This window comes from Pseudodesulfovibrio sp., assembly GCF_028692895.1.
Lineage (GTDB): Bacteria > Desulfobacterota > Desulfovibrionia > Desulfovibrionales > Desulfovibrionaceae > Pseudodesulfovibrio.
The window spans coordinates 1-22968 of record NZ_JAQUWN010000001.1; the positions used below are offsets into that span (position 1 = coordinate 1).

The window sequence follows — 22968 nt, forward strand, 5'->3', positions numbered from 1 at the left end:
CTACGACGAATCCACCCACGCCGCCCGCGTGGCCGAACACCTGGGCACCGAACACACCACCCTCGTCGCCACCCCGGCCCACGCCCTCGACCTCGTCCGCCAACTGCCCGACATCTACGACGAGCCTTTCTCCGACGCCTCGCAACTGCCCACCCACCTGGTGGCCGCCCTGACCCGGCAACACGTCACCGTCTGCCTCACCGGCGACGGCGGCGACGAATCCTTCGGCGGCTACAACCGACACTTCTGGGCCCCCTCCCTCTGGACGCGCCTCGCCCCCCTGCCCGCCCCCCTGCGCTCCCTCGCGGCCCGCGCCATGCGCCTGCTCCCCCCCGGCGGCTGGGACCACCTCTTCCGCCTCGCCGACCCCGTCCTCCCGGCCCGCGCCAAGATCCGCACGCCCGGACACAAGGCCCATAAACTCGCCGACGCCCTCGACGCCCAGACCCGCGAAGACCTCTACAAACGCCTCGCCTCCACCTGGCCCGACCCCGCCGCCCTCCTATCCGGCGCAACCGAACCGCCGACCGCCCCGGACCAGCCCGAAACCTGGCCCCCCCTGCCCGACTTCACCCGCTGGATGCAGTTCATCGACACCCTCGCCTACCTGCCCGGCGACGTGCTCCAGAAAGTCGACCGCGCCACCATGGCCGTGGCCCTCGAATCCCGCGCACCTTTCCTCGACCACCACGTCGTCGAGTTCGCCTGGAGCCTGCCCCTCCCCCTCCTCGTCTCCGGCAACCAGGGCAAACTCCTCCTGCGCACCCTCCTCGACCGCTTCGTCCCCCGCTCCCTCGTCGAACGACCCAAAGCCGGGTTCGACGTGCCCCTCGACCAGTGGCTGCGCGGACCCCTGCGCAACTGGGCCGCCAACCTGCTCGAACCCGAACGCCTGCGCCAACAAGGACTCCTCAACCCCGAACCCGTGCGGCGCTGCCTCGCCGACCACCTGGCCGGACGCCGCAACAACCAGTACCGTCTGTGGAACCTGCTCATGCTTGAGGCATGGCTCGAAAGGTGGATGTAAGCACGGAGGAAGAATGCCTCCGGCGGCCCTCCGGGGGCCACTTCGTGGAGACCAGGGCGCTGCCCTGGACCCGCCAAAGGCGAGCCTTATCGCTGCTGTCTTCATCCGTAAGGCTCGAAGACTCGCCAACGGCTGAAGCTGGAATCCACTCTCCGCTTTCGCGGGGGCATAACTTGGCAGGACGACTCATGCGCGGAGACGGACTGCTCGCTCGCCCCCGCCGTGCCGGGTAACGGCTGGGCCCGAGAAAAACGGGCGGGGATACGTGCCGCTTACCGGAACACCTCCCGCCGCTTTTCTCGGCCCCAGCCGGGGTGTTTTTTGAAGACAAAGAAACAGGTCAATTTTAAAATCAAGAACCCCGCCTCTGCAAATGTCTCAGACGCCGTAACGACAGGCTTTTCAAATCTTCACCAAGCAGTTCACACGGCGTGGGCTAGTGTCCTGAAAGGTTTGGCCGGTCCATTTCCGTCCCGAAGGGCGGGAATGGACCGGCCAAACCTTTCAGGACGCCGCTCAGCCGCCGCCAGCCAATCCCCCCGCTCACCAACTCCCAATCCCCCGAGCTACTCGCCCGCGAAGCGGAGATGGGGGTGCAGGGGCTTTGTCCCTGCCGGGTCCAGGGCAGCGCCCTGGTCGCGCCGAAGGCGGCCCCCGCCGGCGAGGCGGCCGCCGGAGGCATTCCCCGCGCCAGTCCAGCCCAGCCCTATCCCTGCGCGTTGCGCGCGCGCAATTTTTTCATGCGCAGGTTCAGGAATTCGACGAACAGGGAGAAGGCCATGGCGAAGTAGATATAGCCTCGGTCGATGTGCTTGTGCATGCCTTCGGCCATGAGAAAGATGCCGACGAGGAGGAGGAAGGCGAAGGCGAGCATTTGGACGGTGGGGTGGTTGGAGACGAAGGTGCTGACGGGTCTGGAGAAGAGGAGCATGACGCCGACGGCGATGACGATGGCGGCGATCATGACGGTGAGGTGTTGCGCCATGCCCACGGCGGTGATGACGGAGTCGAGGGAGAAGACGATGTCGAGGAGCATGATTTGGATGACGGCGGAGGCGAGGGAGCTGACGGACCGGGCCCCGGCGGTTTCCCGGCCGGGCTCTTCGAGTTTGTCGTGGATCTCGTGGGTGGCCTTGGCGAGGAGGAAGAGACCGCCCAGAAGGAGCACGACGTCGCGTCCGGACACGGTATGTCCCCACGCGGTGAAGAGGGGCGCGGTGAGGCCCATGATGGCGGAGATGGCGAGAAGCAGGGCGATGCGGGTAATCATGGCCAGGGCGATGCCAAGTCTCCGGGCGGTGTCCCGGGTCGTGTCGGGCAGTTTGTTGGTGACGACCACGACGAAGACGATGTTGTCGATGCCGAGCACGATTTCGAGACCGGCGAGGGTGATGAGAGCGACGAGGTTTTCGAGGGTCCAGAGTCCTTCCAGCATATTGGCTCCGTGTTGGTGGGGGGTGGGCGGACGGAGTATGTGAGATGGCTGTTATAAAATCAAGGTCAAGCGATTGACGCGAACCTTCGGGTATGAAATGGTCCCCGGCAAACCCTAGTCGGAGGAAGGCATGGCGGATTTTCATGTATTCGAGGACACTGCGGCCGTAACCGAGGCGGCGGCGCGTCTTTTTGCCGATCTTTCCCATCAGGCGCTGTATGAGCGCGGGCGGTTCACGGTGGCGCTTTCCGGCGGTTCGACGCCGGTGCCGCTGTTTCAGCGGCTGACGTTTTCCCCCTGGTGTTCGGCCATCCCATGGAACCGCACCTTGTTTTTCTGGGGTGACGACCGGGCCGTGGGTCCTGAGCACGAGTACAGCAACTATCGCATGGCGCGGGTGACGCTGCTGGACCACGTGCCGGTGGCGGAGGAGAACGTGATCCGGATTCGGGGCGAGCTGGGCGCCGTGGAGGCGGCCAAGGCGTACAAGGCCGACCTGGCCGAGGCCTTCGGGCCGTGCGGCGCGCCCCGGTTCGACCTGGTGATCCAGGGCGTGGGCATGGACGGACACACGGCCTCGCTGTTTCCGGGCGGGCCGGAGCTGGAGGCCACATCCTGGGTGGTGCCGGTTTCCAATGCCTCGGCCGACCCGGCCGTGGACCGCGTGACCCTGAGCCTGCCGGTCTTCAACCGTGCGCGCACGGCGCTTTTTTTGGCCACGGGCACAGGCAAGGCTCCGGTGGTGCGCGACGTGGTCAACGATCCCGCGGCGATGGACCGGTATCCGGCTGCGCGCGTGGAGGCGGAGCAGACGCTCTGGTACGTGGACGAGAACGCCTTCAGCCTGGCCAAGAAGGGCTGATTGCTTCGACCATACAATGCAGGAAGGTGCGTCGTACAATACGGCGCACCTTCTTTTTTTCATTCGATATTCATCCGGGTGTAAATCGGAGAATTTGCTAGATGCCTTCTCCGGCCGGTTCGGGGTCCTGGGCCGGGGGATCGTCCATGTCCGGCGGCGGGCCGGGTTTTTCCTCTTCGACCCCGGCGTCGGGCAGGTTGGCCAGCCGCGTCTCCACGACCTTGGGGTTGGGGTAGGTGGTGCGGATGGATTCCAGGAGTTCCCGGGTCTTGGCGTAGTTGCGCTCGTTCTCGTAGATGTCGGCCAGCAGGAAGATGGAGAGGGCCCGGGTCTCGTCGCTCACGTCCGGCAGGTCCAGAAGCGTGTCCACGGCGCGTTTCGACTGGCTCCAGTTGGAGATGAACGAATAGCTCTGGGCCAGCTCGTAGAGGCATTTGGCCTTGGATTCGTTGTTCGGGGCCGCGTCCGCGCAGTTGGACAGCGTGGCGGTGACCAGGTCGTAGTTGCCCATGGCCCGGTAGAGCTTGGCCATGCGCATCTGGGTCTGGCACATCCGCTCGGGATTTCCGGCCGCGTGCACCAGACATTTTTCGTATGATTCCACTGCCTTGGTCAGGTTTCCCAACTGCGAATAGACGTCGCCCAGCCGGTTCATGATCCGCCAGGCCTCGTCCGGGTCGGTGCCGAGCTCCAGATACATGGCCTCCAGGAGCACCACGGCCCGATCCAGCTCGCCCTTGATGTTCACGGCGATCTCGCTCAGCCGCTCCCAGGCCTCCTTGCGGAACTTGCCCTGGGGCTCGACCTGGAGATAGCGCTCGTATCCCTTCTCGGCCTCCAGGTAGAAGCCCTTGGAATAGGCGTCGCGCGCCTGCTCCAGGTCCTCGGCCCCGGCCGAGCCGGACCGCGAGCAGCCCACCAGCGCCAGAAGCGCCAGGACCACCGCCATATATGCCATCGCTCGCCGCATCGTCGTCAGAATGCCTCCGGCGGCTTAAGAACCTTTTGAAAAAGGTTCTTAAGAATCTCCAAAACTTTTTAACGCGCTTCGCGGGTCAAAGCGGGGGTGGGTAGAGCCTATTGAAATCCAATGGGCAACGCCGAACCCCATTCAGAAACAACCATGGTTTCAACCCCTCCCAAGCGAAGCGTAGCCAAAAAGTTTGGGAAGGGGATGGGTTGCGCGGGGAAGGGAAGGGGAGAACCCTTTTCAAAGGGTTTCCCCTTCCCCCCGGCCGCCGGAGGCATTTTCTATGCTTCCGTGATTTCCTCGTCGTCGTCCATGACCAGGTCGAACCCGGCCACGCTGTTGCCTTCGTCCATGCGCACCAGGCGGACGCCCTGGGTGGCGCGGCCGCGCGTCAGCGAGACCTCGGACACGGACATGCGGATGATCTTGTTCTGGGTGGTCAGCAGGATGACGTCGTCGGTCTCGTTGACCATGCGCGCGCCCACGACCTTGCCGGTCTTGTTGGTCAGGCGCATGTTCAGGATGCCCTTGCCGCCGCGCGACTGGCCCCGGTACTGGTCGATGCCGGTGCGCTTGCCGAAGCCGCCCTCGCTGACCGTGAGCAACTGGTCGCGTTCCGGATCGCCGGTGACCTCGCAGGACACGACCACGTCGTCGCCGCGCAGGGCCATGCCCTTGACGCCGGCGGTGGCGCGGCCCATGGGCCGGGCGTCGTCGATATGGAAGCGGATGGCCGAGCCGTCGCGGCTGACCAGGATGCAGTCCACGTCCGGCTCCACCTCGCGCACGGTCATCAGTTCGTCATTGTCGCGCAGGTTGACGGCCCGGATGCCGGTGGCCCGGCAGTTGCCGTACAAGCCGATGGACGAACGCTTTATCATGCCCTTGCGGGTCACGAACAGGAAGAAGCGGTCGTCCGCGAATTCGCGAAGGGAGAGGGCGGTGGCGATGTGCTCGTCCTTCTCCAGCGGCAGCAGGTTGTTGACGTGGCCGCCCTTGGCGTAGCGCGAGCCCTCGGGCACCTGGTGGACCTTGATCTTGAACATCTTGCCCAGGTTGGTGAACAGGACCAGGTGCTGATGGTTGGTGGTCAGCATGAAGGTGTGGATGAAGTCGCCGTCGCCGGTCTGCACGCCAGCGATGCCCTTTCCGCCCCGTTTCTGGGCCGTGTAGTTGGAGAGCGGGGTGCGCTTGATGTAGCCGCGGCGGGAGAGGGTGATGACGGTTTCCTCGTCCGGGATGAGGTCCTCGATGTCGATGGCGTCGAGGTCGGCCATGAGCAGCTCGGACTTGCGCGGGGTGGCGTAGCCCTCCTTGATCTCGGTCAGTTCCTGGCGGATGACCGACTTGAGCACTTCCTCGTTCTCCAGGATGGACTTGTAGTATTCGATCTTCTTGAGCAGCTCGGCCAGTTCCTCCAGCAGCTTCTCGCGCTCCAGGCCGGTCAGCTTCTGAAGGCGCATGTCGAGGATGGCCTTGGCCTGGATCTCGGACAGTGAGAAGCGGGACATGAGGGCGTCGCGCGCCTCCTCGGGCGACTTGGACGCCCGGATCAGCCGGACGACCTCGTCGATGTTGTCGAGCGCGATGCGGAGGCCTTCCAGGATGTGGACGCGCTTCTCGCACTTGTCGAGGTCGAACTTGGTGCGGCGGATGACCACCTCGCGGCGGTGCTCCAGGAAGTGGGACAGGGCCTCCTTGAGGTTCAGGAGCATGGGCCGCTTGCCCACCACGGCCATCATGTTGATGCCGAAGCTCGTCTCAAGCGGCGTGTACTTGTAGAGCGCGTTGACGATGATGTCCGGAATGGCGCCGCGCTTGAGGTCCATGACGATGCGGATGCCCTTGCGGTCCGACTCGTCGCGCAGGTCGGCGATGCCGTCGATGCGCTTCTCGTGGACCAGGGCCGCGATCTTCTCCACCAGGGTGGACTTGTTGAGCGCGAAGGGAATCTCGCGGATTATGATCCGCTCCTTGTGCCCCTTCTTGGCCTCCTCGACCTCGACAACGCCCCGGATCTTGATGGAGCCCCGGCCGGTGGTGTAGGCGTCGGTCAGCCCCTGGCCGCCGAAGATGGTGCCGCCGGTGGGGAAGTCCGGGCCCTTGACGTACTGCATGATGTCGGCCACCGAGCAACCGGGGTTGTCCAGCAGGTGGACGGTGCCGTCGATGAGCTCGCCCAGGTTGTGGGGCGGTATGTTGGTGGCCATGCCGACCGCGATTCCGGTGCTGCCGTTGAGGAGCAGGTTGGGCACCTTGGTGGGCAGGACCAGGGGCTCCTGCAGGGAGTTGTCGTAGTTGGGCCCGAAGTCGACGGTGTTCTTGTCGATGTCGCCGAGGAACTCGGAACAGAGCCGGGCCATGCGCACTTCGGTGTAACGCATGGCGGCCGCGGAGTCGCCGTCGATGGAGCCGAAGTTGCCCTGGCCGTCCACCAGCGTGTCGCGCATGGAGAAGTCCTGGGCCATGCGGACCAGGGCGTCGTAGACGGCGGAGTCGCCGTGCGGGTGGTATTTACCGATGACGTCGCCGACCACGCGCGCGGACTTCTTGTACGGACGGTTGAAGTAGTTGCCCAGGTCGTGCATGGCGAAGAGAATGCGCCGGTGGACGGGTTTCAGGCCGTCCCGCACGTCGGGTATCGCGCGTCCGATGATGACGGACAGCGAATACTCCAGGTAACTCTTCTTCATCTCCCGTTCGATGGTAATCGTATCGCTCATTCAGCCTCCTGGGATGCCTCGGGCGGGCCTGTCGGCCGTCGCCCCCGGCGGTCGCGGAAACCGGAAAACGGTCGCCGGGACGCTCCCAAACTGTTTGTTCCGCCGCCTGCCGGACCGGGTCGAACCTCCCTGACCGGACCTGCGGCGAACCGTTGCTGTCGTGTTCTCTAAAAGTAATCCACTGTGGCCGGCCTTCTGCCGCGCGGGTCACGCTTGTCCCTGGACCCGGTGGCGGCGGCTCGGCCGGTCTCGCCTAGATGTCCAGCTCCTGGACGGCCAGGGCGTTCTTTTCGATGAATTCGCGCCGGGGCTCCACGTTGTCTCCCATCAGGTCGATGAAGATGTCGTTGGCTGCGGCCGCGTCCTCGACCCTGACCTGAAGCATGGTCCGCTTTTCCGGGTCCATGGTGGTCTCCCAGAGCTGTTCCGGGTTCATCTCGCCCAGACCCTTGTAGCGCTGGATGTTCCAGCCCTTGTGGGCCTCGTCGATGACCGCGTCGTAAAGCGCGAACATGCCGGAAACCGGCACCTCGGGCGAATCCTTGAGCACCAGGGCGAACTCCAGTCCTCCGCAGGCCGCCTTGAGCTCGCTGTAGGTGTTGTAGGCGTGCTTGTAGAGCCTGGAGTGGAAGAACTCCATGGCCAGGCGCGTCCGGTGCCCGTTCTGGTTTTCGAAGACAACGTGGGTGCGGTCCTTGTCGAGCTCGTGGTCGTGCTCCACCTCGATGGTCACCTTGTAGCCAAGGCCGTCGAAGGCGCGGGCGAAGGCCTCGGGATCGTGGTCCTCGAAGTGGGTGAAGGAGATGCGCTCCGGATGGTCCAGCAGGACCTGGTAGAGGGCCGGGTCCACGCCCGCGGTCTCGGCCTCGTGGAACTTGACGCGCAGGAAGCGGATCTTGTCCAGGAGCTCCATGAGCGGTTTTTCGGTCAACTGGCTGCCCGTGCCGGTGCGCACGGTCACGTCGCCGCCGACCTTTTCCATGAGGAAGTCGTCCAGCTCCACGTCGTCCTTGATGAACTGCTCGAACTTGCCCTTGTGCACGCGGTAGAGCGGCGGCTGGGCGATGTACAGGTTGCCCCGGTTTATCAGCTCCTCGTACTGGCGGAAGAAGAAGGTCAGGAGCAGGGTCCGGATGTGCGAGCCGTCCACATCGGCGTCGGTCATGATGACGACCTTGTGGTAGCGCAGCTTGTCGTAGTCCTTTTCCTCCTCCTCGTGCCCGATGCCGATCCCCAGCGCGGTGATGAGCGCGCGGATTTCCTTGTTGCCGAGCATCTTGTCCAGGCGGGTCTTCTCCACGTTCAGGATCTTGCCGCGCAGGGGCAGGATGGCCTGGATCTTGGGATCGCGGCCCTGCTTGGCCGAGCCGCCTGCGGAGTCGCCCTCGACGATGAATATTTCGGAATCCTTGGGGTCCTTGGACTGGCAGTCCGCCAGCTTGCCGGGCAGGGAGTTGTCCGAGAGCGCGCCCTTGCGCCGCACCAGGTCGCGGGCCTTGCGGGCCGCCTCGCGCGCCCTGGCCGCGTCCACCACCTTCTCGATGATGAACCGCGCCTCCTTGGGATTCTCCTCGAAGAAGACGTTCAGCTTGTCGTAGATCACGGCCGCCACCAGGCCAGCCGCCTCGGAGTTGCCGAGCTTGGTCTTGGTCTGGCCCTCGAACTGCGGGTCGGGCAGCTTGACCGATATGACCGAGGTCAGGCCCTCGCGCACGTCGTCGCCGGTGAGCTTCTGGATGAGCTTCTTGGGGATGTCCGCGTTCTGGACGTAGTTGTTGATGGCGCGGGTCAGCGCGGTCTTGTAGCCCGCCAGGTGAGTGCCGCCCTCAATGGTCCGGATGTTGTTGGCGAAGGTGTAGGTGTTTTCCTTGTACCCGGCCGTGTACTGGAGGGCGAACTCGACCAGGATGTTCTCCTGCTCGCCCTCGCCGTAGACGATCTCGCCGATGGTGGTCTGGTTGGAGTTGAGGTCCTTGACGTACTGGCGGATGCCGCCGGTGAACTTGAAGGTCTCGGGCTCGGCTTCGCTGTTGCGCTCGTCGAGGAACTCGATCTCCAGGCCGGAGTTGAGGTAGGCCAGCTCCTTGAACCGCTTGCGCAGCACGTCGTAGTCGAACTGGTTGACCTCGAAGATCTCCTCGTCCGGGCGGAAGCGCTGGGTGGTGCCGGTGTGGTCGGAGGTGCCGATCTCCTCCAGCTCGGAAACGACGTGGCCGCGCTCGAACTTGATCCGGTAGGTCTTGCCGTTGCGGCGTACCGTGGTCTCCATGAACTCGGACAGGGCGTTGACGCAGGACACGCCCACGCCGTGCAGACCGCCGGAGACCTTGTAGGTCTCGGAGTCGAACTTGCCGCCCGCGTGCAGGGTGGTCATGGCCAGTTGGACCGCAGGCACCTTTTCCTTGGGGTGGATGTCCACCGGGATGCCGCGGCCGTTGTCGGACACGGTGCAGGAGTTGTCCATGTGCAGGACGACCTTGATCTTGTCGCAGTATCCGGCCATCGCCTCGTCGATGGAGTTGTCGATGACCTCGTAGACGAGGTGGTGAAGGCCCCGGATGTCGGTGGACCCGATATACATGGCCGGACGTTTCCGAACGGCCTCGAGTCCTTCGAGTACGGTAATTGAATCGGCGTTGTACTGTTCGCTCATCTACGCATTTTCCTCGGTGTAGTAAGTCTCTTCCTGGATCATCATCGGCATGACGATGACCTGGTAGTCCTTGTCGTCCGGTCCGGTGACGCCGCAGGGCGCCTCGGTGCCGGTCAGGGTGAACTTGACGGTGTCTGAATTGAAGTGGTTCAGGATGTCGATCAGGTGCCGGGTCGGGAAGGCGATGCGCTGCATGGACCCGGTGAAGGTCGCGTCCAGGGACTCGCGCGCCGTGCCGGTCTCCTGGCCCTGGGCCGAGATGGTGACCTCGTTGCCGCCGAAGGCGAAGTAGGCGCAGCGGTTGGAGTCGGTGTTGAACAGGGCCACGCGGGACAGGGCGTCCACCAGCTCCATGCGCTTGACCTCCAGGGTCGAGACGTCGGGATCGCCGAGCTTGGCCAGGAAGTTGTGGTAGTTGGGATACTGGTAATAGGAGAGCGGCAGGGTGAAGGTCTCGCGCTGGTTGCCGGTGCGGAAGAAGAGCCGCTTCTCGGAGATGGCCAGTTCGATCTCGTCGGCGGTGAGCCATTTCTTGAGCTCGGCCAGGTACTTCTTCTGGATCAGCACGCCCTCCTCGGGGAGCATGGCGTGGATGTCGTCGTTCAGGAAGTTGAACATGGCGAACTGGTGGCCGTTCAGGCCGCAGACCTCCACCTTCTTCACCCCGCCCTCTTCGCGCGGCGCGAAGTAGATGCAGGCGATGGCCTCCATGGAGTCCTCGTCCGAGATGCAGAACGAGATCTTCTCGATGATCTCGTGCAGGAAGTCGCCGGACCAGAACACGGTGTTGTCCTCGGGAAATGCCGAGAACTTCTGGAACCACTCGGGGTCGTTGACCGGAAACTTGTACTTCCTGGCCTTCTGCTCCACCAGGACGTTGGCGGACTCGTCGTCCGTGCGGATGGTCAGCTCGCCCTGGTCGGAGCGAAGCTGCTTGACCAGGTCGTAGAAGGCCCGGCCCTGGACGCCAGCCAGTCCGTCATTCTCGATGGAGGCCGGGTAGGACCCTTTGAACTCCAGGTTGGAGTCGGTGGACATCACGTTCAGGTTCCCGTTTTCGCACTGGAGCCAGATGGTCCGCAGGAAGGCGGCGCCCGTCTTGGCCGGGATGATGTTCGCCGACTTCTGCAGGCCTTCGATGATCTCGTCTCTGTTCACTTTCAAAAACATAAACAATATCTCCTTAATTGGGATTTATTGTCCCGGTTCTTATGTTCGTTTCCAGCTTATCATGCCGGAATGAATGAAGATTATATGCACACATCCTGGTTCGTCGTTCAGGTGCCGGTTTTCCAAACTCCCTGTCCGTCGCTCTCGCTCACGACATGCGACATTTTTGCTTCAGGGTTTTCAACAGTTGTTTCAATTCCATGTCATCTTCCTGTAATTGATCGATTTTTTTTACGGAGTACAGGACCGTGGAGTGGTCCTTGCCCCCAAAGGCGCGGCCCAGGGAGGGGTAGGAGGTGTTCAGCATGGTCCGGCACAGGAACATGGCCACCTGCCTGGCCTGGGCGATGTTCTGGTGCCGCTTGGCCCCGGTCAGGTCCTTGACGTGGATGTTGAAATGCTCGCTGACCACGCTCATGATCTTCTTGGGCGTCAGGTCGTCCGTGGCCTTCTCCTCGGTGTTGGAGAGGATGTGCTGGAAGTCCTTCTGGGTCAGGTCCTTCTTGACCAGCTCCTTGAAGGCGAAGAGCTTGAGCAGGATGCCCTGGAGATAGCGGAAGTCCGTGAACCGCTGGGCCAGGGTCAGGATCTGCTCCTTGGACAGGTTGAGGCGCTTGAGTCGGCACTGGCGCTGGATGTATCCGACCCGAATCTCCAGGTCCGGCTCCTTGAGGGTGACGATGAGCCCCCAGCCCAGCCGGGATTGCAGGCTCTCGTCCAGGAAGTCGTAGCTCGTCACCTTGTCGCGGCAGGCGATGACCATCTGCTTCTTGTTGTCGTAGAAGTGGTTGAAGATGTTCACCAGCTCCTGCTGGAAATGCGGATATTCCCGGATCTTCTGGAAGTCGTCCAGGAACAGGAATTCATACTCGAACAGGTGGTTGCGGGCCCGGAACGGGTCGCCCCGGAACTGGATGGTGTAGAGCGAGTTGAGCTCGTCCATGGTGCCCATGAAAATGGCCGAGTAGTCGTGCTTCTTGCTGATCTCGTTGCCCACGGACTTGATGAGGTGGGTCTTGCCCGAACCGCCCGGCCCGCAGATGATGAACGGGTTGAACAGCGAGCCCGACTGCTTGGAGACCTCCTTGGCCGAGGCGATGGGGAAGTAGTTCTTCTTGTTGATGAGGAAGGTGTCGAAGGTGAATTCCTGGCCGAAGGGGAAGTCGATGCGCTTGACCAGCTCCACGGCCTGGACGCCCTTGGACCGGTCCACCGCGCCGTTGTCCCGGTAGCTGACCACGTATCCCGCGCCCAGGTACATGTTGAGCTGCGCCTCGAAGCGGTCCTGGATTTCGCTTTCGAACCACTTGGCGAAAAAAGCATGGGGAAAACCCACGGTGACCCGCTTGTTTTCCTCGTCGTATTCGAACTGCAACGGGTCGAACCAGCGCTTGAGATCGTCGTCCGAATTGGTCTGCAGAAGATGGGTGCGAAGACTTTGTTTCACGCTGAACCGAACCGTTGTACCGTGGTTTTCCAACTACGTTGATTTACAGCTATAAAAATCGGCTATATCGAGTCTAAAGAAAATCCCGAAATTCCTTCGACCATATACATTAAAATACCCGGGAAGCCAAGCGCCGAGGCCCGGTTCGGGTCAAAAAAACTCACCTGCGCCAATTTCTGGCGGCATCCGATCCCCCGTACTGGAAATACCGGAGTTAGTACACGACAACACGCTTGAATAACTACGAAATTAATTGTGATATTGAGTGGCTTGTCCAGGGGCGGTTCGCGCCGGGCCAGGACCGTCTTGTGCCCGGCGCGGATTTCTACTAATTACCAGGCGATCGGGAGCGGGGGGAAGGGGAGAGGGGTCCGGTTCCGGAAACGCTCTTTTTCCTTCCCCCCGCCTCCGCGTCCCAAACGGAGACGCGACCCGACACGCCGGTCGGGGTACAAGGGGCCTGAGGGGCCCGCAGACGCATTTTTCGCACCCGGCCCCTCTGGTACACGGGATTTGAAAATTGAACGCGGCATGGCCGCGAAACGAACAAGAGAGCCCGGGAACCGGACAGCGGTTCCCCCCGCCCCCCAGCCGGGAGGGCATATGGAGGTACTTCATGGCTCAATTTCAGGTGAACAAGACCATCGCCGAGATCAACGAACGGATCCGCAAAGGCAAGGCCGTGGTGGTCAACGCCGAGGAAATGATCCGCATCGTGCAAAAGGAAGGCAAGGTCCGCGCCGCCCAGGAGGTGGACGTGGTCACCACCGGCACCTTCTCGCCCATGTGCTCGTCCGGCGTGCTCTTCAACATCGGCCAGCAGCCGCCCGTCATGAAGGTGTCCAAGCTCTGGCTCAACAACGTGCCCTGCTACTGCGGCATCGCCGCCGTGGACGCCTACGTCGGCGCCACCGAGCCCTCCGAGGACGACCCGCTCAACAAGGTCCACCCCGGCCGCTTCGCCTACGGCGGCGGGCACGTCATCGAGGACCTGCTGCGCGGCAAGGCCGTGCACCTGCGCGCCACCGCCTTCGGCACCGACTGCTACCCGCGCCGCGAGCTCGACAAGGACATCACCCTGGCCGACCTGCCCAACGCGTGGATGCTCAACCCGCGCAACTGCTACCAGAACTACAACGCGGCCGTGAACCTGACCAGCCGGACCATCTATACCTACATGGGCCCGCTCAAGTCCAACTGCGCCAACTGCAACTTCGCCACGGCGGGCCAGCTCTCGCCGCTCTTCAACGACCCCTACTTCAGGACCATCGGGCTGGGCACCCGCATCTTCCTGGGCGGCGGCATCGGCTACGTCATCGGCGAAGGCACCCAGCACGTCCAGAAGCCCAAGCGCAACGAGCGCGGCCTGCCCGTCAACCCTGCGGGAACCCTCATGCTCAAGGGCGACCTCAAGCAGATGGACGCCCACTACGTGCGCGGCCAGTCCCTCACCGGCTACGGTCCGTCCCTGGCCGTGGGCGTGGGCATCCCCATCCCCATGCTGAACGAGGAAATGGCATGGTTCACCGCCGTGTCCGACGCCGACATCACCATGCCGGTCAAGGACTACGGCTACGACTACCCCAACGGCATCCCGCGCGAGCTCGCCCGGGTCACCTTCGAGCAGCTCCGCTCCGGCGAGATCGAGGTCAATGGCAAGAAAACGTCCACCGTGCCCGTCACCTCCTATTCCATGTCCCTCGAAATCGCCGATAAACTGAAAAAATGGATCGAAAACGGCAAGTTCCTCCTGACCGAAAAGGTCGAGAACATTCCGAGCTTCTAAGTCCCGAAATAACTGCACGTCAAAAAAGGCTGCCGGACCTGTCCGGCAGCCTTTTTCGCGGTCTTTGTGCGGGGATGATGTGTTGATTGTATGGACGGAGTGGGAAGAGCCTACAGTTTCTGATCGATCTCCCGGAAGCAGGGGATGCAGTAGGTCTCGCCGCCCATGCGACGGGTGCGGGATTCCATGGTGGATTCGCCGCAACGGGCGCAGGGGATGCTTTCGAGGACGCGGGGAGGCCGGGGGAGCCCCTTGTCCACGGGGGTTACGTTGAAGAGGTCGTCCAGGTCCATCCGCATGAGGTGCTGCTGGAGCCGGGCGCGCAGGTCGGCGATGGCTTCGCGTTCCTGTTCGGTGATGCGTCCCTGGGCCTCCTTGTTGGTCAGGTCGCGGTATTCGGTGAAGAGGCCGTTGCGCGCGGTGGTGTCGAGCACGGCGCGGACGCCCTTGCCGGTATCGCGGTTGAAGAAGGAGAAGGCCATCTTGCCGTAGTCGCGGTGGATGAAGTTGCCCTTGCCCAGGGTGCAGCCGGTGATGAACTGGATGGCGTCCACGCCGCACATGTCGGTTTCGGCGATGGCGACCATGTTGATGACGGCGGGGTCGCCGACGTCGCGCAGGGCGAGTTCGGCGGCGCGGATGCCGATGGACAGGCCGGGGCAGACGTGGCCGTGGTAGGAGATGGTGGCGCGGATGATCTGGTCGGGGATGGTGCAGGGCATGGCTGGTTCCTTGGGGGTTCGGGTTCAGGCGGCGGGGACGACCATGAGGCGTCCGCTGACGTTGTGGATATCCACGGGCAGGCCGTAGACCTCTTCGACGACCTCGGGTGTGACCTGGCAGGCCGGGCCGGTGGAGTGGATGCGGCCGTTCTTGAGGAAGAGGACCTTGTCGGCGTATCGCAGGGCGGTGTTCAGGTCGTGCATGGTCATGATGGCCCCGAGGTGGTGCTCGGTGATGATGTGGCGGAGCATGTTCAGGATGTCCACCTGGCTTTTGAGGTCCAGCGAGCTGGTCGGTTCGTCGAGCAGGAGCAGGCGCGGCTCCTGGACCATGGCGCGGGCGATGGCGACCTTTTGCAGCTCGCCGCCGCTGAGCTGGTCGATGTAGCGCAGGGCGAGGTGTTCCATGTGCAGGTGGCGGATGGCCGAGTCCACGATCTTGAGGTCATGGTCGGCGACCTTCCATTTGACGTGGGGCTTGCGGCCCATGAGCACGGCGTCGAACACGGTCAGCCGGGCCGAGTCCGAGCGCTGGGCCACGTAGCCGATGGTCAGGGCGATCTCGTGGGGGCGCATCCGCAGGACGTTGCGGTCCTCCACGAGCACGGCGCCGGAGGAGGGGGCGTGGATGGCGTTGATGCACTTGAGCAGGGTGGTCTTGCCCACGCCGTTGGGGCCGAGGATGGCCAGGAGTTCGCCGCCTTCGAGGCGGAAGTCCACATTGCCGAGGACCTGGTGGCCGCCGTAGCGGAAGTCCAGGTCCGAGACCGAGAGGATCATCGTTTTTGCCCCCTGATGATGAGGTAGATGAAGACCGGCGCGCCCATGAAGGCGGTCAGCACGGACACGGGCAGGACGTGCGGCGCGAGGATGAGCCGGGCCACGGTGTCGGACAGCAGGAGGAGCAGGCCGCCCAGCAGCAGCGAGGCGGGGATGAGGAAACGGTGGTCCGAGCCGATGACGCGGCGCACCATGTGGGGCACGACCAGGCCCACGAAGCCGATGATGCCGAGGAAGGCGATGACGAAGGCGGTGAGCAGAGAGGCCAGGAGCATGCCGACCATCCGGACGCGCTCCACGCGCACGCCCAGCCCCTTGGCGGTCTCGTCGCCCGCGTCGATGGCGTTGTAGTTCCAGCTATTGGCGATGAAGTAGGCGGAGCAGAGCACGGTGGCTGCGCTGATGATGCCGACTTCGGCCCAGGAGGCCCGGGCGGTGTCGCCGAATGTCCAGAAGACCATGGCCGCGAGCTGCACGTCGTCCGCGAAGTATTGCAGGAACATGGTCCCGGCGGTGAAGAGCGCGCCCAGCGCCACGCCGGTGAGGACCATGACCTCGGGCGTGGCCCCGCGCAGGCGGGACACGCCGATGATGACGCCGGCGGCCGCCAGGCTGAAGGCGAAGGCCACGGCCGTGGTCAGCCAGGGGTCGGTGATGTTCACGGCGTCGCCCTGGGAGGAGGCCATGACGCCGCCTCCCAGCGTCATGACGGACAGGGCCGCGCCGAAGGCGGCGGCGTGGGAGATGCCCAGGGTGAAGGGCGAGCCCAGCGGGTTGCGCAGGATGGACTGCATGGCCGCGCCGGACACGGAAAGGGCGGCCCCGGCCATGATGGCGGCCAGGGCCTGGGGCAGCCGGATGTTCCAGACGATGGCGTCCACCCGCCGGGGCACGTCCAGCCCGGCCAGGCTCTTGGCCACGGCCGAGAGGGGCAGGCCCGCCGCGCCCAGCGAGATGGCGGCCATCAGGCACAGGACCAGGGCCACGGCGCTGACGCCGATGAGCGCCGCCTTGCGTCCGACGTAACGCCGGTATTCCTCGGGAACCTGCCCGTCGGCGAAGTGCATGCTACCGCAGCGGGACGGGCTTGTAGGCCAGGTTCCGGAACATGGCGTCCATGTCCTTGAACACCGGCTTGCCCACCAGGAAGGTGAAGATTTCATCCGCCTTGGCCGCCGGGTCCACGTCCGCGAACCGGCCGGGGTAGAGCAGCTTGCCGATGAAGTAGGCGTTGGCCAGGGTGCAGCCGAAGTTGCTGGTGTACCAGTTGTAGGGCAGCAGGCCGTAGACCTTGCCCTGCTTGACGGCGGTCAGGGTCTGGTAGGCCGGGTCGTGGCGCAGTTCGAAGAGGCCGCCGGTCTCGTCGCCGAGCTGGAGGGTGGAGAGGTCCAGGAAGAGGAAGTCCGGGTTCCACTTGACGATCATCTCCTTGGAGACGTCGGCGTGGGAGAGCTCCTTGCCCTTGAGACCTTCGCGATAGGCCAGGTTGTTCGCGTTGACGAACTGGAAGGGCGGGTAGGCGGGCTCGGTGGACTGGTAGCCGTGCGGCCCCTTGAAGGCCACGCCGCCCACGAAGACCGTGGGGCGCTTGTCGGCCGGGATGTCCGCCGTGCGCTGCCGCAGGTCGTCGATGAGCCCCTGCATGTAGGCGATGACCGCCCCGGCGCGTTCTTCCTTGCCCACGACCTCGCCCACGATGCGCAGGGACCGGAACAGGTCCTTCTTGTAGCTGAACAGGTTGCCGTAATTGAGGGTGACCACGGGAATGCCTGTCTTCCGGGCCAGCTCGTCCGGGTCGTGGCCCATGGTCGGGTAGGTCTTGAGGATGACCTGGGGCTGCGGGTCCAGCGTCAGGATCAGCTCCGGGTTGTCGTGCCCCCGGAACTCGCCGAAGACAGGCATCTTGCGGAACTGCGGGTTGGCGATGGAATAGGGCCGCGCGTCGAAGGCGCGCCGCCGCGTCTCGATGTCGTCCACGGCCACGATCCGGTCCTGGGCCTGGAGGTAGGTCAGCAGCCTGAGCGAGCCCGGCCCGGAGCAGATGACGCGCTCCACCTTGTCCGGAATGACCACGGACTTGCCCCGTCCGTCCTCCACCGCGCGCTCACCGGCCAGGGCGGCCGCCGCCATGGCCAAGACCAGGACCAACGCATAGATACAACGTTTCATTCGATCACCCTTTTACGCATATGATTGATATGAAGTATCACCTATGTTGTCATGAATCATGAAAAGGTGACACGGGAGGACCCTAGGCAATCTCCGGATTCCCGTCAAGGCCATCCGGAATTTCAGGCTGTTGCGCGATGATTTGGGTGGCGGGGAACGAACGCGCGCAAGGGCGGCCGGCGGGGAGCCGGGCCAAAGGCGCGCCGTTGGGCCGCGTCAGGGGGAGCATGGCCGGTGCAGGCCGTTGGGGGCCGGGGCTCAGCCCTCGTCTTCCCTGGGGAACGAGCCGGGCTTGAGCAGGGTCATTGGCGGCGGGTTGAACAGGTCGTAGGGGTTGGCCACGGCCTCGGTGAGCTGGTGGATCAGGTCCACGTTGTAGGTCATGGGCTGCGGTTCGCAGGGCAGGGCTCCCCTGGCGCACACGGCGATGAGCTTGGTGGCGAAGAAGGCGGCGTAGGAGGGCCGGATGTCCTTGGGATATTGGATGGTGAAGGGGGGCATATCCGGGTATTTGCGCTGCACTTCCGTGGGCGGGAACTGGATGGTGGTCAGCCCTCGCTTGGCCTGGATGACTTCCCGCGTGGCGTCGGCCCCGAGCTCCAGGCAGTATTGCCGGACCTCGTAGCCGCCGATGGCCAGGACCGTGAGCAGGCTGGCCGGGGTGTACCAGCGGAGGTGTCCGGGGTGCCATATGCCGTGGCCGTAGGGGAAGCGGCCGGACATGATCTCGTACTGCAATCGCCAGTGCAGCAGGTTGGGCGTGGAGATGATGGCCAGCCCGCCCTCGGCCAGGTAGTCCCGGATGCGGGCCAGGGTTTGCCAGGGGTCGAAGAGGTGCTCCACGAAGTCGTGCATGATGACGAGGTTGAAGAATCCCTTGTACCTGGCGGGCAGGATCTCCTCCTTTTCGATGTCCGCCACCCCGGCGTAGTCCACGAAGTGGCGCAGCCTGGCGATGGCGTCCTGGTCCATGTCCACGCCGTAGAGCTCGGTGCACGCCTTGTCCCGCTGGAGCCGGAGCAGGAGCCCGCCACGGCCGCACCCCACGTCCAGGATGCGCGACGCGCCCTCGGGAACCATTTCGAAAACGGCCTTGCGCATGATCGAGGAATTGATGATCGAGATTCTGAGTTGTTCCAGGGTCACGGGAGCCTCCAGGCGGTGTTTTCCCTTCTCTAACCAATTTCCCCAAACAAAAAAAGGCGCTCCTTTTCACGCCCATGCCATACGCGCGAGGCGCGGCCAACCGTTCGGGAAGGGGCTTGGATGGGCCGGAGACGAAAAAAAACGGCCTGTCCGACCGAGGTCGGGCAGGCCGTTCAATTGTTCGCGTCCGGCGCGGCTAGCCGATGGTTTCGGCTCCCGCGTTGATGGCGTCGGTATTGGCCGGGATGAGCTTGTGGTAGCGCTTCGAGATCACGTTCTCCAGGGAGCCGATAACGGCCGAGAGGGGGATGATCTTCGTGGCCTGGACGAAGGCCCCGATGGCGACCATGTTGGCCATGCGCGAGTTGCCGAGCTTGTCGGCGATCTCGTTGCAGGGCACGGCGTGGCAGTCGAGGCGCTTTGTGTCCGCGAGGCTCATGTCGATGAGCGACGAGTTGATGATGTGCACGCCGCCGTCCTGGACCCGGGGCTGGAACTTGTCCAGCGACGGGCGGTTCATGGCGATGAGCGACTTGGGCCGCAGGATGATGGGCGACCCGATGTCCTCCTCGGAGAGGACCACCGTGCAGTTGGCGGTGCCGCCGCGCATTTCCGGCCCGTAGACCGGGATGTAGGTGACGTTGAGGCCGTCCTTCATGCCCGCGTAGGCCAGCAGGTTGCCGATGAGCATGACGCCCTGGCCGCCGAAGCCCGCGATGATGGTGTCCATGTAGCGCATCAGCAGACACCTCCTTCGTCGGAGACGTCCTTGAAGACGCCGAGGGGGAAGTAGGGGATCATCTCGGTCTCGATGCGTTCGTTGGCCTTGACGGGGGTCATCTTCCAGTTGGTCGGACAGGCGGAGAGCAGCTCCACGAAGCCGAAGCCGGTGTTGCTCAGTTGGAACTCGAAGGCCTTCTTGATGTATTTCTTGGCCGTCTTGATGTTCTTGACGTTGTTGAGCGCGGCCCGGGCCGCGAAGGCGGTGCCGCCCAGGGAGGCGATGATCTCGGTCATCTTGATGGGCGCGCCCTCGTGGGTCATGCACCGTCCGGCCGGGCTGGTGGTGGTCACCTGGCCCAGCAGGGTGGTGGGGGCCATCTGGCCGCCGGTCATGCCGTAGACCGTGTTGTTGACGAAGACCACGCAGACCTTCTCGCCCCGGTTGGCGGCGTGGATGATCTCCGCCATGCCGATGGAGGCGAGGTCGCCGTCGCCCTGGTAGGTGAAGACGAACTTGTCGGGCCGGGCGCGCTTGACGCCGGTGGCCACCGCCGGGGCGCGGCCGTGGGGCGCTTCAACGGAGTCCACGTTCAGGTAGTTGTAGAGGAAGACGGAGCAGCCGATGGAGGCGATGAGGATGGCGTTTTCGGCCAGCCCCAGCTCGTCCAGCACCTCGCCCACCAGCCGGTGGGCCACGCCGTGGTGGCAGCCGGGGCAGTAGTGGGTGGCGCGGTCGATGACGGACTCGGGCTTCCGGAAGACGATCTTTTCAGCGGACTGGGTCATTTATTTACCCTCCAGGCAGTTGAGGATGGGTTCCTCCAGTTCGTCCGGGGTGGGCATGTTGCCGGGATAGATGGGGTGGAAGCCGGAGTCGGCCACCGTGCGGATGGCGAGGCGGACGTCGTCCACCATCTGGCCCAGGTTGTGTTCGATGGTCAGGAACCGCTTCCCTTCCTTGGCCAGCTTGAGCAGCGGCTCGGAGGGGTAGGGGTAGAGGGTGATGGGCCGGAACAGGCCGACCTTCCTGCCTTCCTTGCGGAACTTGCGGACCACGGACTTGGCGATGCGGCCGATGGAGCCGTAGGCGCAGATGACCAGCTCGGCGTCGGCGCACTCGAACAGCTCGGCCTCGGCCAGCTTTTCCCAGCTCGCGTACTTGGCCTGGAGGTGCCTGTTCTGCCCGGCCAGCTCGCCTTCGCCCAGGAAGAGGGACTTGAGCAGCCGTTTTTCGCGGCCGCCGGTCCGTCCGTTCAGGCACCAGTCGCGACCGGCTTCCTCGTCGATGTTCTCCGGGGTCCACGGGGTGATGGGCTCCTTCATCTGGCCGAGGATGGCGTCGCCCAGGATGAGGACCGGGTTGCGCTGCGTAAAGGCGATGTCAAAGGCGCGGATGGTCAGGTCGTAGGCCTCCTGGACCGTGCCGGGGGCCAGGGTGAAGTGGCGGTAGTCGCCATGTCCGCCGCCACGGGTGGACTGGTAGTAGTCGCCCTGGGCCGGGCCGATGTCGCCCAGTCCCGGGCCGCCCCGGTTCATGTTGACGATGACGGCCGGGAGCTCCGAGCCCGCCATGTAGGAGATGGCCTCCTGCTTGAGCGCGACGCCGGGGGACGACGAAGAGGTCATGGCGCGGATGCCCGCGGCCCCGGCGCCCAGCAGCATGTTGGCCGCGGCCACCTCGGACTCCGCCTGGACGAAGTCGCCCCCGGCCTTGATGATCTCGGAGGACATGAACTCCGGGATGTCGTTCTGGGGCGTGATGGGGTAGCCGAAAAAGCACTTGCACTTGGCGGCCAGAGCGCCTCGGGCGATGGCCTCGTTGCCTTTGACGAAGATGCGTTCGGGTTGCTTGCTCATGCTATTCCCCCTTCTTTTTCTTGGGGGTTTTGTAGACGGTGATCGCCACGTCGGGGCAGATCTGGGCGCAGGACGCGCAGCCGGTACATTTGTCCGCATCGGCTTCGCAAACCTCGGCGACCTTGTAACCGCTGACGTTGAATCGGTCCGACTGGACGATGATGCCAACGGGGCAGACCGTGGTGCAGAGCAGACAACCTTTGCACCGGTCTTCCTGGACTACGATTCGGGACATGCAATAGACTCCGGTTTGATGGGGATTACGTCTCCAGCCATTACCTTATCAGCATCGCGTCTCCGTAGGAGAAGAAGCGAAACCCGTTTTCGAGCGCGTAGTTGTAGGCCGATAGGACCCTCGCCCTTCCGGCCAAGGCCGCAATCATAATGATGAGGGATGACTCTGGCAAATGAAAGTTTGTGAGCATTGCGTCCACCACCTTGAAGGTGTAGCCCGGCTTGATGAAGATGTCTGTTTCACCTGAAAATTCGGCTATTTCGCCGCAGGCCCGGTACATGCCCTCCAGGGTGCGCGCGCTGGTGGTGCCGATGGCGACCACGGGGCGGCCCTCCGCCTTGGCCCGGTTCACCGCGTCGACGGTTTCACGTGAAACCTCGATGTACTCGGCGTGCATCCGGTGGTTGCGGATGTCCGGCTCGCGCACCGGGCTGAAGGTGCCGTAGCCCACGTAGAGGGTGACCTCGGCCCAGGTGAACCCGCGTCCGGCCAGCCCGGCCCGCAGCTCGGGCGTGAAGTGCAGCCCGGCCGTGGGCGCGGCCACCGAGCCGGTCTTGGCCTCGCTCGAATAGGTGGTCTGGTAGCGCTCGCGGTCCGCCGCCGAGTCGGGACGCCGGATGTAGGGCGGCAGGGGAAGGTGGCCCATGGCCTGGAAATGGCCGGTCAGGTCCCCGCGCCAGCACAGGCGGACACGCCAGCGGCCGAAGGGCGAGGGCTCCTCGGCGAGGAGGAACAGGTCGTCGCTGATGGTCACCCGGCTGCCGGGCTTGGGCGACTTGGAGGCGCGCAGCAGCCCCTCGGCCGGGGCCGCGAGCCAGCCGTCGCCCAGGTCGGGGGCGGGGGCGGGCGCGAGCAGGGGCAGGGGCGTGAGCAGCAGGAACTCCACCCGCCCGCCCGTGGGCTTCATCCCGAAGATGCGGGCCGGGATGACGCGGGAGTTGTTGGCCACAAGCAGCGCGCCCTCCGGCAGATAGTCGGCCAGTTCGGTGAACCGGGCCGGGGTGAGCGTGTCCGCCGCCCGGTCGAGCACGAGCAGGCGCGAGCCGTCGCGCCGGTCGGCGGGTTGCTGGGCTATGCGATCCTCGGGCAGGTCGTAGTCGTAGCTCGCCAGCCGGAAGTCCTGGGGTATTTCCATATATGAAGTCCGTCCCTCGATTGGTGACCTCTTGTAACCCATTGAAACCATGAGGTGTAGGCTTTTTTATTCCAATGATTGCGGTTGGATGCCACGCTTTCGTCCAGCTCCGGGGTTGGGACTTGCCA

19 protein-coding genes are annotated in these 22968 nt (G+C 64.1%); 3 read left to right on the forward strand and 16 right to left on the reverse strand.

Features of this window, described 5'->3' with window-relative positions:
* Window positions 1-1027: asparagine synthase C-terminal domain-containing protein (locus PHP91_RS00005; RefSeq protein ID WP_300135291.1), on the forward strand; the 1027-nt coding region annotated here is incomplete at its 5' end.
* A 706-nt stretch (window positions 1028-1733) separates the two neighbouring features.
* On the opposite strand, the gene PHP91_RS00010 is transcribed toward PHP91_RS00005, so the two are convergent.
* On the reverse strand, window positions 1734-2462 hold the full coding sequence (locus PHP91_RS00010; RefSeq protein ID WP_300135294.1) for a TerC family protein: 729 nt from the start codon (window positions 2460-2462) through the stop codon (window positions 1734-1736).
* A gap of 130 nt (window positions 2463-2592) precedes the next feature.
* Here PHP91_RS00010 and pgl point away from each other — a divergent pair, with 130 nt between their 5' ends.
* Window positions 2593-3324, forward strand: a complete 732-nt coding sequence (gene pgl, locus PHP91_RS00015; protein WP_300135297.1) for a 6-phosphogluconolactonase — start codon at window positions 2593-2595, stop codon at window positions 3322-3324.
* Between the two features lie 97 nt (window positions 3325-3421).
* Here pgl and PHP91_RS00020 read toward each other — a convergent pair whose 3' ends face one another.
* The 5 genes from PHP91_RS00020 to PHP91_RS00040 form a co-directional block, all read right to left on the reverse strand.
* Window positions 3422-4282, reverse strand: a complete 861-nt coding sequence (locus tag PHP91_RS00020) for a tetratricopeptide repeat protein (RefSeq protein WP_300135299.1) — start codon at window positions 4280-4282, stop codon at window positions 3422-3424.
* Window positions 4283-4575: 293 nt separating this feature from the next.
* A complete protein-coding gene (gene gyrA, locus PHP91_RS00025; RefSeq protein ID WP_300135301.1) occupies window positions 4576-7017 on the reverse strand; it encodes a DNA gyrase subunit A in 2442 nt (813 codons plus the stop codon).
* Window positions 7018-7270: 253 nt separating this feature from the next.
* Window positions 7271-9670 (reverse strand): DNA topoisomerase (ATP-hydrolyzing) subunit B, encoded by a 2400-nt coding sequence (gene gyrB, locus PHP91_RS00030; protein ID WP_300135303.1) that lies wholly within the window; start codon window positions 9668-9670, stop codon window positions 7271-7273.
* Window positions 9671-10840, reverse strand: coding sequence for a DNA polymerase III subunit beta (dnaN, locus tag PHP91_RS00035; RefSeq protein WP_300135305.1), 1170 nt, complete (start codon window positions 10838-10840; stop codon window positions 9671-9673). It abuts the gene before it with no gap.
* Window positions 10841-10988: 148 nt separating this feature from the next.
* The gene (locus PHP91_RS00040; RefSeq protein ID WP_300135307.1) at window positions 10989-12287 is read right to left on the reverse strand and encodes a DnaA/Hda family protein; all 1299 of its coding nucleotides are present in this window, start codon (window positions 12285-12287) and stop codon (window positions 10989-10991) included.
* Between the two features lie 616 nt (window positions 12288-12903).
* On the opposite strand from PHP91_RS00040, the gene PHP91_RS00045 reads away from it, so the two are divergent.
* Window positions 12904-14073 (forward strand): homocysteine biosynthesis protein, encoded by a 1170-nt coding sequence (locus PHP91_RS00045; RefSeq protein ID WP_300135309.1) that lies wholly within the window; start codon window positions 12904-12906, stop codon window positions 14071-14073.
* A gap of 110 nt (window positions 14074-14183) precedes the next feature.
* Here PHP91_RS00045 and PHP91_RS00050 read toward each other — a convergent pair whose 3' ends face one another.
* The 10 genes from PHP91_RS00050 to queA all read right to left on the reverse strand — a co-directional run bounded on the left by PHP91_RS00050 (window position 14184) and on the right by queA (window position 22840).
* On the reverse strand, window positions 14184-14795 hold the full coding sequence (locus PHP91_RS00050; RefSeq protein ID WP_300135311.1) for an FmdE family protein: 612 nt from the start codon (window positions 14793-14795) through the stop codon (window positions 14184-14186).
* Window positions 14796-14819: 24 nt separating this feature from the next.
* Window positions 14820-15575 (reverse strand): ABC transporter ATP-binding protein, encoded by a 756-nt coding sequence (locus PHP91_RS00055; RefSeq protein WP_300135313.1) that lies wholly within the window; start codon window positions 15573-15575, stop codon window positions 14820-14822.
* Entirely contained in the window at window positions 15572-16642 is a 1071-nt protein-coding gene (locus PHP91_RS00060) for an iron ABC transporter permease (RefSeq protein WP_300135315.1), read from the reverse strand. The genes PHP91_RS00055 and PHP91_RS00060 overlap by 4 nt, the downstream gene beginning before the upstream one ends.
* Window position 16643: 1 nt before the next feature.
* On the reverse strand, window positions 16644-17744 hold the full coding sequence (locus PHP91_RS00065) for an iron ABC transporter substrate-binding protein (RefSeq protein ID WP_300135317.1): 1101 nt from the start codon (window positions 17742-17744) through the stop codon (window positions 16644-16646).
* Between the two features lie 258 nt (window positions 17745-18002).
* Window positions 18003-18890, reverse strand: a complete 888-nt coding sequence (locus PHP91_RS00070; protein ID WP_300135319.1) for a class I SAM-dependent methyltransferase — start codon at window positions 18888-18890, stop codon at window positions 18003-18005.
* A gap of 196 nt (window positions 18891-19086) precedes the next feature.
* Complete coding sequence (locus PHP91_RS00075; RefSeq protein ID WP_300135321.1) at window positions 19087-19629, reverse strand: 2-oxoacid:acceptor oxidoreductase family protein; 543 nt, start codon at window positions 19627-19629, stop codon at window positions 19087-19089.
* Window positions 19629-20399: a thiamine pyrophosphate-dependent enzyme gene (locus PHP91_RS00080; protein WP_300135323.1), complete on the reverse strand. Its 771-nt coding sequence runs from the start codon at window positions 20397-20399 to the stop codon at window positions 19629-19631. Before PHP91_RS00080 ends, PHP91_RS00075 begins: the two co-directional genes overlap by 1 nt.
* Window positions 20400-21470 carry a 3-methyl-2-oxobutanoate dehydrogenase subunit VorB gene (locus PHP91_RS00085; RefSeq protein ID WP_300135325.1) on the reverse strand — a complete coding sequence of 357 codons (1071 nt, stop codon included), beginning with the start codon at window positions 21468-21470 and terminating at the stop codon, window positions 20400-20402.
* A gap of 1 nt (window position 21471) precedes the next feature.
* Complete coding sequence (locus PHP91_RS00090) at window positions 21472-21705, reverse strand: 4Fe-4S binding protein (protein WP_300135327.1); 234 nt, start codon at window positions 21703-21705, stop codon at window positions 21472-21474.
* A 40-nt stretch (window positions 21706-21745) separates the two neighbouring features.
* Window positions 21746-22840: a tRNA preQ1(34) S-adenosylmethionine ribosyltransferase-isomerase QueA gene (gene queA / locus PHP91_RS00095; protein ID WP_300135329.1), complete on the reverse strand. Its 1095-nt coding sequence runs from the start codon at window positions 22838-22840 to the stop codon at window positions 21746-21748.
* Between the last annotated feature and the right edge of the window lie 128 nt (window positions 22841-22968).

Excerpts from the sequence above, each read along its gene's own strand:
- PHP91_RS00010 (WP_300135294.1), bottom strand. The coding sequence starts at position 2,462 with ATGCTGGAAGGACTCTGGACCCTCGAAAACCTCGTCGCTCTCATCACC.
- pgl (WP_300135297.1), top strand. The coding sequence starts at position 2,593 with ATGGCGGATTTTCATGTATTCGAGGACACTGCGGCCGTAACCGAGGCG.
- PHP91_RS00020 (WP_300135299.1), bottom strand. The coding sequence starts at position 4,282 with ATGGCATATATGGCGGTGGTCCTGGCGCTTCTGGCGCTGGTGGGCTGC.
- gyrA (WP_300135301.1), bottom strand. The coding sequence starts at position 7,017 with ATGAGCGATACGATTACCATCGAACGGGAGATGAAGAAGAGTTACCTG.
- gyrB (WP_300135303.1), bottom strand. The coding sequence starts at position 9,670 with ATGAGCGAACAGTACAACGCCGATTCAATTACCGTACTCGAAGGACTC.
- dnaN (WP_300135305.1), bottom strand. The coding sequence starts at position 10,840 with ATGTTTTTGAAAGTGAACAGAGACGAGATCATCGAAGGCCTGCAGAAG.
- PHP91_RS00045 (WP_300135309.1), top strand. The coding sequence starts at position 12,904 with ATGGCTCAATTTCAGGTGAACAAGACCATCGCCGAGATCAACGAACGG.
- PHP91_RS00050 (WP_300135311.1), bottom strand. The coding sequence starts at position 14,795 with ATGCCCTGCACCATCCCCGACCAGATCATCCGCGCCACCATCTCCTAC.
- PHP91_RS00055 (WP_300135313.1), bottom strand. The coding sequence starts at position 15,575 with ATGATCCTCTCGGTCTCGGACCTGGACTTCCGCTACGGCGGCCACCAG.
- PHP91_RS00060 (WP_300135315.1), bottom strand. The coding sequence starts at position 16,642 with ATGCACTTCGCCGACGGGCAGGTTCCCGAGGAATACCGGCGTTACGTC.
- PHP91_RS00065 (WP_300135317.1), bottom strand. The coding sequence starts at position 17,744 with ATGAAACGTTGTATCTATGCGTTGGTCCTGGTCTTGGCCATGGCGGCG.
- PHP91_RS00075 (WP_300135321.1), bottom strand. The coding sequence starts at position 19,629 with ATGCGCTACATGGACACCATCATCGCGGGCTTCGGCGGCCAGGGCGTC.
- PHP91_RS00080 (WP_300135323.1), bottom strand. The coding sequence starts at position 20,399 with ATGACCCAGTCCGCTGAAAAGATCGTCTTCCGGAAGCCCGAGTCCGTC.
- PHP91_RS00085 (WP_300135325.1), bottom strand. The coding sequence starts at position 21,470 with ATGAGCAAGCAACCCGAACGCATCTTCGTCAAAGGCAACGAGGCCATC.
- PHP91_RS00090 (WP_300135327.1), bottom strand. The coding sequence starts at position 21,705 with ATGTCCCGAATCGTAGTCCAGGAAGACCGGTGCAAAGGTTGTCTGCTC.
- queA (WP_300135329.1), bottom strand. The coding sequence starts at position 22,840 with ATGGAAATACCCCAGGACTTCCGGCTGGCGAGCTACGACTACGACCTG.